General features: G+C 46.4%; 8 protein-coding genes and 1 riboswitch. Of the genes, 1 reads left to right on the forward strand and 7 read right to left on the reverse strand.

Features of this window, described 5'->3' with window-relative positions; translation table 11 throughout:
- The 5 genes from REC12_RS00745 to REC12_RS00765 form a co-directional block, all read right to left on the reverse strand.
- The coding region (locus tag REC12_RS00745) for an MCP four helix bundle domain-containing protein (protein ID WP_308891644.1) at nt 1-333 on the reverse strand (333 nt) is incomplete at its 3' end.
- Between the two features lie 316 nt (nt 334-649).
- Nucleotides 650-2521 carry an ABC transporter ATP-binding protein gene (locus tag REC12_RS00750; RefSeq protein ID WP_308891646.1) on the reverse strand — a complete coding sequence of 624 codons (1872 nt, stop codon included), beginning with the start codon at nt 2519-2521 and terminating at the stop codon, nt 650-652.
- On the reverse strand, nt 2518-4245 hold the full coding sequence (locus REC12_RS00755) for an ABC transporter ATP-binding protein (RefSeq protein WP_308891648.1): 1728 nt from the start codon (nt 4243-4245) through the stop codon (nt 2518-2520). The genes REC12_RS00750 and REC12_RS00755 overlap by 4 nt, the downstream gene beginning before the upstream one ends.
- Before the next feature lie 18 nt (nt 4246-4263).
- Nucleotides 4264-4743 (reverse strand): MarR family winged helix-turn-helix transcriptional regulator, encoded by a 480-nt coding sequence (locus REC12_RS00760; protein WP_308891650.1) that lies wholly within the window; start codon nt 4741-4743, stop codon nt 4264-4266.
- Between the two features lie 286 nt (nt 4744-5029).
- The gene (locus tag REC12_RS00765) at nt 5030-5839 is read right to left on the reverse strand and encodes a manganese catalase family protein (protein ID WP_308891652.1); all 810 of its coding nucleotides are present in this window, start codon (nt 5837-5839) and stop codon (nt 5030-5032) included.
- Between the two features lie 179 nt (nt 5840-6018).
- Nucleotides 6019-6130: riboswitch (cyclic di-GMP riboswitch) on the forward strand.
- A gap of 58 nt (nt 6131-6188) precedes the next feature.
- Here REC12_RS00765 and REC12_RS00770 point away from each other — a divergent pair.
- On the forward strand, nt 6189-7502 hold the full coding sequence (locus tag REC12_RS00770; RefSeq protein WP_308891659.1) for an ArsB/NhaD family transporter: 1314 nt from the start codon (nt 6189-6191) through the stop codon (nt 7500-7502).
- A 12-nt stretch (nt 7503-7514) separates the two neighbouring features.
- Here the strand turns inward: REC12_RS00770 and amrS are convergent, their stop codons facing one another.
- Both amrS and amrA read right to left on the reverse strand, forming a co-directional pair.
- Entirely contained in the window at nt 7515-8468 is a 954-nt protein-coding gene (gene amrS / locus REC12_RS00775) for an AmmeMemoRadiSam system radical SAM enzyme (protein ID WP_308891654.1), read from the reverse strand.
- A partial coding sequence (gene amrA / locus REC12_RS00780) for an AmmeMemoRadiSam system protein A (protein WP_308891657.1) occupies nt 8461-9666 on the reverse strand: 1206 nt, incomplete at its 5' end. The genes amrS and amrA, both read right to left, overlap by 8 nt.

A 9666-nucleotide genomic window follows, 5' to 3' on the forward strand; every position in this document is an offset into this window, starting at 1 on the left:
TTTAGCAAATAACTGGCGTTCCTCCGCAGTTGTGATATAGCTTTGATGACGATTAGAAGTCTGGGAGATCTCATCAAGTGTAGCATTTAATTGTTTTTCAAGATCTTCTTTTTTATCGCTGGTTTCCAAAACATAAGCTTCCAACAATCTTTGGACATCTAAAATGTCCATGTTTATGAGATCCGCGTCCATCATACTCGGCAGCTGTTTCTGGTCTACGTCATTGGCGTCGGTTTGCATCTGATTGATTTGACTAAGGGTAAAAATATTGCCCAAAAGAAAAATAATTATGACAATTAAAATCGAGCCGAGCAGTTTAGTTCTGATCTTCACTCCCTTTTCCACCTTTCCTGATAGCTTGCCGCTGATTAATATGTACCTTATTTTTCATGATCAGAAAAAACAAGTAAAATAAACCAAGTTAAGTATAATATACGGTAGTTTATTTATAAATGCAACGATAGTTTTTTATATAATGTTTTAAATCATATAGAGCCTTGAAAAGGAATCGTAGTCAACTCCATAATTACCCCAAAAGTATGGTCTTATAACTTAAAAAGATAGCTCCTACGAATTGCAGGAGCCTAAAATCTACTACCAGCACCGCTCAGCATCAGAGCCACAAGCTCTTGACCTTCAGGTCCGGTTCCTAAACAACCTCAGCTTCTAAATCCGCGCCGCTAAACTGACTGTTATAGAGATCTGCATAAAAGCCATTCTGAGCCAAAAGCTGATTATGATTTCCCATTTCAATAATGCTGCCCTGGTTCATTACCAGAATTAGTTCTGCATCGCGTATCGTAGAAAGCCTATGAGCAATCACAAAGCTCGTTCTTCCTTTCATGAGTGCCGTCATAGCTTTTTGAATATAGACCTCGGTTCTGGAGTCAACACTGCTTGTCGCCTCATCTAAGATTAGGATCGCCGGATCTGCCAGAATAGCCCGGGCGATCGTCAGCAATTGCTTTTGCCCTTGAGAAATATTCGAAGCTTCCTCGTTTAAGACGGTATGATAACCCTCCGGAAGAGTCTTAATAAAGTGATGAGCATGAGCTGCTTTAGCGGCGCTGATGACCTCTTCCTCTGTGCAGCCTTCGCGGCCATAAGCAATATTCTCCATAATCGTACCATTAAAAAGCCAAGTATCTTGAAGCACCATGCCAAAGATATTGCGCAAATCCCCACGTTTTAGATCTCGGATATCCACTCCGTCCACGGTGATCTTACCCGTATCGATTTCATAAAAACGCATCAGCAGGTTTACAAGAGTCGTTTTGCCCGCTCCGGTCGGACCGACGATAGCAATGGTGTGCCCTTGTTTGACGTCGATATTCATATTCTTAATGAGTGGCTCTTGCCCCGTATAGCTAAAATTCACATTGTCAAAGGCTACATCTCCTTTAGGGAAGGCAATCACCTGGGCATCCGCCCGATCCGGCAGTTCCTCAGCTTCATCAAGCAGTTCAAAGACCCGCTCGGCGGAAGCGACGGTGGACTGAATAATGTTGGCGATGTTTGCCGTTTGGACGATTGGCATGGTAAATTGCCTGGAGTATTGGATAAAGGCCTGAATATCGCCGATATTAATCCTCCCGTTAGTTACGAAGATCCCCCCCACCACACTGACAATGACATAGCCCAGATTACTGACAAATCTCATGAGCGGCATGATAATCCCGGAAATAAACTGGGCTTTCCACCCCGCATTAAAGAGCCTGGCATTGATTTCATTGAAAGCTTGGATGGATTTGTTCTCATAACCAAAGGCTTTAACGATGACGTGACCTGTAAACATTTCTTCCACATGGCCATTGAGTTCGCCGAGAGATTTCTGCTGGGCGGCAAAGTGTTTCTGCGAGTGTTTGGCAATATTCGTTGTCACAAGAATATAGAGCGGCAAGGTCAAAATAACAATCAGGGTCAGCAAAGGACTAATCGAAAGCATCATCACAATGACCCCAAGAATGGTTACGAGGGAAGTAATCAACTGAGTGATACTTTGCTGCAAAGTATTGGCAATATTATCCACATCGTTGGTAACACGGCTCAAAATTTCACCGTGGGTTCTGGAGTCAAAGAATTTTAAGGGTAAGCGGGACAGCTTGTCATCGACCTCTTTGCGCAGGTTATAAACGGTTCTCTGAGCAACTCCGGCCATTATAAACTGCTGGACATAGCTGAATAAAGCGCTCGTTAAATATAAGCCAATAAGGAGGAGCACGATTTGCCAGATATAGTTGAAATCGATTTTTCCGCCACCCATCATGCCTTCAAACAATTTCGTCGTCGCATTACCCATAATTTTAGGTCCTAATATGCTAAAAAGGGTACTAAGGATCGCAAAAACAAAAACAATGCTTAGTTTTAATCTTTGAGGCCTTAAATAGCGTATCAGCCGGAACAAAGTTCCTTTAAAATTCTTAGCTTTTTCCACAGGTCTTCCGATAGACCCCCCCGGACCGCCTTGTCTCCCGCCAAAGGGACCTCGCTGAGGTCTGTTGGCGTTTTGTTGTACACTCATGCTAATTCCCCCTCAGAAAGCTGTGAAGCCACAATTTCATGATAAACGCCACAGGTATTTAGCAGCTCTTGATGGGTTCCAATTCCGCAAATCTGTCCATCATCCAAGACAATAATCCGGTCGGCATCCATAACCGTAGCTACCCTCTGCGCTATGATAAACACTGTCGACGCTGAAATTTCCGATTTGAGAGCCGCCCGCAGCTTGGCATCCGTTTTGAAATCAAGGGCGGAGAAACTATCGTCAAAGATATAAATTTCCGGTCTTCTAATTAAAGCCCGGGCGATGGAAAGCCGCTGTTTCTGTCCACCGGAAACATTGGTCCCACCTTGGGCAATGATATGATCAAATCCATCTTCCATGCTCTTAACAAAATCCGTCGCTTGGGCAATTTGAGCCGCATGCTCAATCTCTTCCGGCGTAGCGTCCTCCTTGCCGTATCTGATATTGTCGGCAATGGTCCCGGAGAAAAGAACCGACTTTTGAGGAACAAAGCCAATTTTAGCTCTCAGGCTTTCTTGGCTCATGTCCCGAACATCAACGCCGTCTACCAAAACTCTCCCGCAGCCCGCATCATAAAAGCGGGTGATGAGATTAACCAAAGTGGATTTGCCTGAACCCGTCCCGCCAATTATGGCCGTGATCTCACCCGGTTTGGCACTGAAGGTAATATTACTAAGAGCAGGTTGTTCGGCTCCGGGGTAACTGAAAGAAACCTCCTGAAACTCAACAAATCCCTGCTTCTGCTCCGCCAGAGCCGGTTTAAGCGGGTCCTTAATTTCCGGCTCCGTATCCAGCACCTCATTAATCCGCACGGCAGACGCCTGGGCACGGGGAACCATGACGAACAACATCGTCAGCATCAGCAGCGAGAAAAGAATTTGCGTCGCATATTGGATAAAAGCCATCAGTGATCCGACCTGCATGTCGCCATTGTTAATGCGAATGCCGCCAAACCAGATAATCGCAATCGTTGTAAAATTCATAATCAACATCATCATAGGCATTAAAATGGCCATAATTTTATTGACTTTAACGGCATTTTGCATCAGGTCCGCATTGGCCTCATCGAATCTCTTCTTTTCCTTTTCAATCCGGTTGAAGGCCCGAACTACCCGAATACCCGTTAGATTCTCCCGCAAGACAAGATTCAGCTTATCGAGCTTTACTTGCATCAGTCTGAAAAGAGGGATGCCTTTGGACAGCACAATGCCAATAATCAAAAACAAGGCCGGTACCGCCACCAAAAGCAGCCAAGTCAAGCCACGGTCTTGTTGAATGGCCATAAAAATACCACCCAGACAGGTCAAAGGCGCGCTGACCATCATACTCAAAATAAGAACAGACACCTGTTGGACTTGAGTGACGTCGTTGGTTGTCCGGGTAATAAGAGTCGCCGTTCCTAGCTTGTCAAACTCCTGCAAAGAAAAACTTTGAACCTTAGCGAAAATTTTCTCCCGTAAAATCCTGCCAAAACCCACGGCAGTTTTGGACGAGAGAAACGTTGCCGTGATCGCGCACAATGTCCCTCCTGCCGCAACAAGCAGCATAAACCCGCCGACTCTTAAGATGTAGCCGATATCTTTGTTGACGATCCCTTTGTCGACAACATCCGCCATTAAAGTTGGCAAGTAGAGATCCGAAAGTACTTGCAGAAAAAGAAGGACAATAACAGCGGCGATATACGTTTTATATTGTTTGAGAAATTTAAATAATTTCAACATCCTGCCACTCTCCACCCTCTACTCTTGAGCTTTTTTTTCATCTCGAATGCTTAGAAGTTTCTTTAATGTCTCTAAACCTTCATATATTTTTTTAAGTTCTTCAGGGGTCCCTTTATTCAGAATACTGGCGAAATTTTCATCCATGCGTTTATGGAAAAATTGATGATGTTCCCTAAATTTAGGGGATACGCTGACATGAACGACTCGTTTATCTTCTTCGCTTCGGTTTCGCTCTACGATTCCCTGTTTTTCCAGTCTGTCAATAATGCCTGATACGGTGCTGTTCGATAAATTAAGCCTGGCGCTTAATTCTGTGATCTTCAGAGTTTTTTCCCGGCTTAAAATCCCCATAACCATACCTTGATGAGCCGTGATCCCAATATCCTCGAAGACCTTGGTCATATTTTGTCGAAAAAGCATCATGACCTCGTGGAAAATCTTTGCCACTCTGGCACTTTCACTTAGGTTTTCACTTAAACTTTCCTCTAAGTTTTCCATGTGTACACACCTCGTTATTATTTCGCCCGAAGATACTTCGTGTCCAAATATTCCTTATACAAATATTTCGTGCACGAAGTATTTTACTCAATAACTGAACCTTTGTCAAACATTTTATTTTATAATTCCCTAAGCAACTTAAAGTAAGGAAAACTCGGCCTTTGCCGAATTGGCGGGAGCAGAAGCCCGTTAGTTGCCCCGCAGCCGGAAAGTATTAATGAAGTTATACTTTCCGACTGTATAACAAAAACGAACAGCAATGGCTGTCCGCTTGAAAAAAGTCACTCTAGTGTTTTGGCTGCTGGGGCTGTTGAGGCTGGGAATACTGGGGATTGTTGCGGGTGTGATCCATATAGCCGGGAGCAACTTCCCGCTGTCCGGCAGGATTCGGATCTTTGCCATATTGAGCCGGTCCTCCGTATTTTTCGTTGGGGTTTTCCTCATAGGAAAATTCATTTCCTTGGTTCCAAGGCCCACGGCTGTCTCCTTGACCCGTCGACATGTTCATATACTTCTTAGAGAAGTCGGAATCCCGGAAATCTTTGTTGACCCCGGTTCCTGTCAAGGTGTTAATGGCCTGCATAAACGAGAAGTTGTGAGATTCTTCCCGGCTTAAAAGGAAGCGGACCATATCTTTAACCCCGGCATCATCCGTTTGTTGCAGGAGCCGCTCATAAATAAGCTTAGCTCTCAACTCCGCGCCGGCATTGGCGGAAAGATCCGTATACATGTCCCCCGTGGAGTTGACATAATTAGAGGTCCAAGGCACACCCGCCGAGTTGACCAGAAGTGGTCCGCCTCCGAGCAAAGCCATGTGATTGGCGGCAAAATCCTTCGGGATGCTGTCCACAGGTCCGATCAACATCGCCAGAGCCTCTCCGACCATTTCTAAATGACTTAACTCTTCAGCGGCAATATCTTGCAGCAAATCCCGGATTTTGGGATCATTACAGCCTAAACTCTGCGAAAAATATTGCATAGCGGCTTTAAGTTCGCCATTGCCGCCTCCGAATTGCTCCAACAGCAAAACGGCGAAGCGGGGGTCCGGACGATCGACATGTACCGTATATTCCATATCCTTGACATGTTTGAACATTAAGCCAAGCCTCCTTATTTGGGTGAAATTATTGATCTGCTCAACTTATTATTCGAGTAAAACAATAATTTTATCCAAGACAATCGCCGCTTAAGCCGTTCACTTTGGCAAACTTGACGATATTTAATTTTTCCTGATATACTATCACTGTTATGTTCAAACAATTTGCTATAATGTTATTTCGGTTGGGGTAAACTTCGCGAAAGCGGAGGACGCTAAAGTCATGGATCTAAGGCCAAGACAAAACGCTTCACCTGCGTTTGTGCGCGCTAAGATCGCCAGGCTACAAGCTGGACTTCTCTGGGGAGAGTAGTTATTATTAACTGCTCTCTTTTTATTTAGCAATTGCATCCTAAACCATCCCTTAAAAAATTATGGAGGACTAAAAATGAGCATTGGGATTGCCGCAAGTATTTTTGTAATTAGTTACTTTTTCATCATCACCGAAAAATTCCCGCGAGCAGTGACTGCGATGTGCGGTGCCTCATTGATGATCATCTCGGGGATTCTCACGCAAGCTAAGGCCATTGAACACATTGATTGGAATACTCTGGGACTGCTGATCGGCATGATGTTGATCGTTGATCTCACTCGCCGTTCCGGCATTTTTTCCTTTCTGGCTATCTGGGTCAGCAAAAAAGTTAAAGGAAATCCCCTGTTGCTGATGCTCGCCCTTTCTTTGCTTACTGCTCTTTTATCGGCATGTTTAGATAATGTTACTACTGTGCTGCTGATTGTTCCCATAACGTTGTCAATTGCTGAGCAATTGGAAACCGCTCCCCTTCCTTTCCTCTTCAGCCAAATCCTCATGAGCAATATTGGCGGTACAGCCACTCTAATCGGAGACCCTCCCAATATAATGATCGCCGGACAAACCGGCCTCAGCTTTATGGATTTTATCCTGAACCTCGGCCCGGCAGTGCTCTTGATTATAATCGTTACTTTATTCTTGTTTTACCTTGTCTATCGCCACCAGTTGATTACCAGAGAGGAGTTAAAAGTTAAACTCACAGTTCAAAACGAATGGCACCAAATCAAAGACTTTGCTTTGCTCAAAAAAAGTCTTACCGTACTGAGTTTAGTAATCATAGGCTTTTCTCTTCATTCCATCCTCCGCCTGGAAACCGCGAGCATCGCCCTCGGTGGAGCGATGCTCTTAATGCTCTGGACCCGCGAAGAACCGGAAGATATTTTCTTAGCCATCGAATGGCCTACGCTCTTTTTCTTTGCAGGTTTGTTTGTTCTCGTCGGCGGGCTTGTTGAGACAGGAGCTCTTGATTATTTGGCAAAATGGAGTATGGGCTTAACCAGCGGAAATCCACTCTTCACAGCCTTGCTGATCCTCGTTATATCCGCCTTGCTTTCCTCCATCCTTGACAACATTCCCTATGTCGCAACCATGATTCCCTTAATCCAAAAGCTCGCCCTCCTCAGTCACCTCACTCCGGCCCAAACCCAGCCTCTCTGGTGGGCTTTGTCTTTAGGCGCCTGCCTGGGCGGAAACGGTACTTTGGTTGGAGCGTCGGCCAATCTCATCGTAGCCGGCATTGCGGAAAAGAACGGTCTTAAAATCCGCTACAGTCAATTCTTTAAAGTAGGGTTTCCTTTCATGCTGCTCTCTATAGTAATTTCTGCCTCATACCTGATCCTGCGCTATTTTTAAACCTACATCTTCTTAAAATTCTCCGAAAATTTTCTCTCCGCATTTGGGACAATGCCCCTGATTTAAACGACTGACTATCACAGAGTCACGCTGAATTACGGCTTCGGCGCAGTGCGGGCAAAATGTCGTACTTCCTCCGCTGACATTGCCGAGATAAACGTAAGGAAGCCATTCCTGAGCGATTTTCCTCAGTCTGTCCAGGACCCCTCGTTCCGTTGGCGGAACCGCCAAACGATAAGCCGGATAATAACGGCTCAAATGCCAGGCCAGGGGCGTATTCAGGTTGTGCAGCCAGCGTGACAAACTCCGAAAGGCTTCAGGATCATCATTGGCTCCCGGAATGACCAAAGTCGTGATTTCCATATGAACGCGCCCGGCTAAACGTTGGACATTATCCAATACCCAGGACAATTTTCCCCCGCAATAGTGCTGGTAAAACTCCTCTGTAAATCCCTTGATGTCGATATTAACGGCATCAAGCCAAGGAATTAAGTCCTCCATAAACCGTGGGGACATGGTTCCGTTGCTGACCAAAACCACTTTTCCCCCTTGAGCGCGAACGAGAGGCGCTGTATCTCTGATCATTTCATACCACATACCCGGTTCCGAATAGGTAAAACACAACCCCAGAGACGACTTGGCCTGCAGAGCGAGCTCAGCGGGGCTGGTCTTTCTTCCGGCCTGATGCCTCTGGGATATTTCGTGATTCTGACAAAAAGAACAGCTCAAATTGCAGCCAAAACCTCCCACAGAAAAAATCCGGGAACCAGGATAAAAATGATAAAGGGGCTTCTTCTCAATGGGGTCTAAATTCCAGGCCGCCACTTCTCCATAAGTTAAAGGAACAATTTCCCCTTCTCTATTGGCACGAGTGTGACATCTGCCGGACTGTCCCTGCTTTAGTTGACAATGCTGAGGGCACAGCAGACAACTTGCTTTATGCCTTTCTCCCTTAAGGTCATTCATAATGCCGCACAACCTCAAAACGCCAGAGATCTACATCCTCCCCGGGGGAAATCCCGGCTTTCTGTTTCGCAATGCTAATTTGATCGGCAACGGTATCAACACCTTCCAAATGGGGAAGCAAGAGCCCGCTTCTTCCTCCTCTTCGTACCACAACCCCGTAGCGCCAAGGGTCCAAATCTTCCGGCCCTGAAATTTTCTCCAGGTCTCCCAAGACATCCACCGTAAAGCGCAAGGTCTCCAGCTCTTCCATCTGAACCGGCCAAAAACGCGGATCTTCTGTTCCCGCAGCTATAGCGTTATGTTGAATCTCCAAGGCTAAATTTTCCTGCCACGGCTCGGTTGTCCCAATGCAGCCGCGCAGTTGCCCCTCTTGTTTCAAAGTTACAAAACATCCCCGCCGCAGGGAAAACTCTGACCCCTTGGGAAAATCCTCCACCTCAAGCCTTTTACGCTGCAAATGGGCACGCAAACAACGTCTTGCCCATTGCGGCAAGGGCGATGAATGATACAAATCGGCAACTAAATATCCTACGCCAAAGGGCCCCTCATAGGAAAGCACTTCCGGAGCCCCCTCTTTGGCCGCTAAAGCCACAAGCAAGCTTCGATACCCGCATTCTCCGGCATTTTCCACCAGGCTGACAGGCAAATGGCGCAGTTTATGCAAATTGCCTTGAAGCCCCCTAATCACGGCTTGATCAAACTCCGGCCCGGCAGGGTCGTAACCGTAAGGCCCGTCTCCTTGCAAACGATGAGAGAGATCTCCGCTGGCAACCAGGGCATAGCGTCCGGGCGTTTCCTCCAGGATCTGCCCTATATGCCTTCCATACTCCTCGGGGCGCTCCAAAGGCATCCCTAACAGAACAACCTTTCCCCTCCACCCCGCCTCCTGGAGAAAGTAAAGCGGAACCAGAGATCCATGGTCAATTGACCCCTGTACAGGAACAAGCCCGCTCAGAGATGTCTGGAACTTTGTTGTCAAAGCAAGATCATTGGCCCAGGAAAGAACTAATGAATCTACCCCAAATTGCCGAAAACCCCCGCGCAGATTCTTTTCCGTAAAAAGTGTTATTCCGGCCTTGATAAGCGGCGCGTGAGGTGACACCAGGATTACACTCTCAATATCCGCCTGAACAAGCCTACGGGCCAGCTCACGGTAGGCATCCAAAGTGGCACGGCATTTTTGCACTTCTCCGCCCCC

The organism is Candidatus Desulfosporosinus nitrosoreducens, from assembly GCF_030954495.1.
In the GTDB taxonomy this organism is placed as follows: Bacteria; Bacillota; Desulfitobacteriia; order Desulfitobacteriales; family Desulfitobacteriaceae; genus Desulfosporosinus; species Desulfosporosinus nitrosoreducens.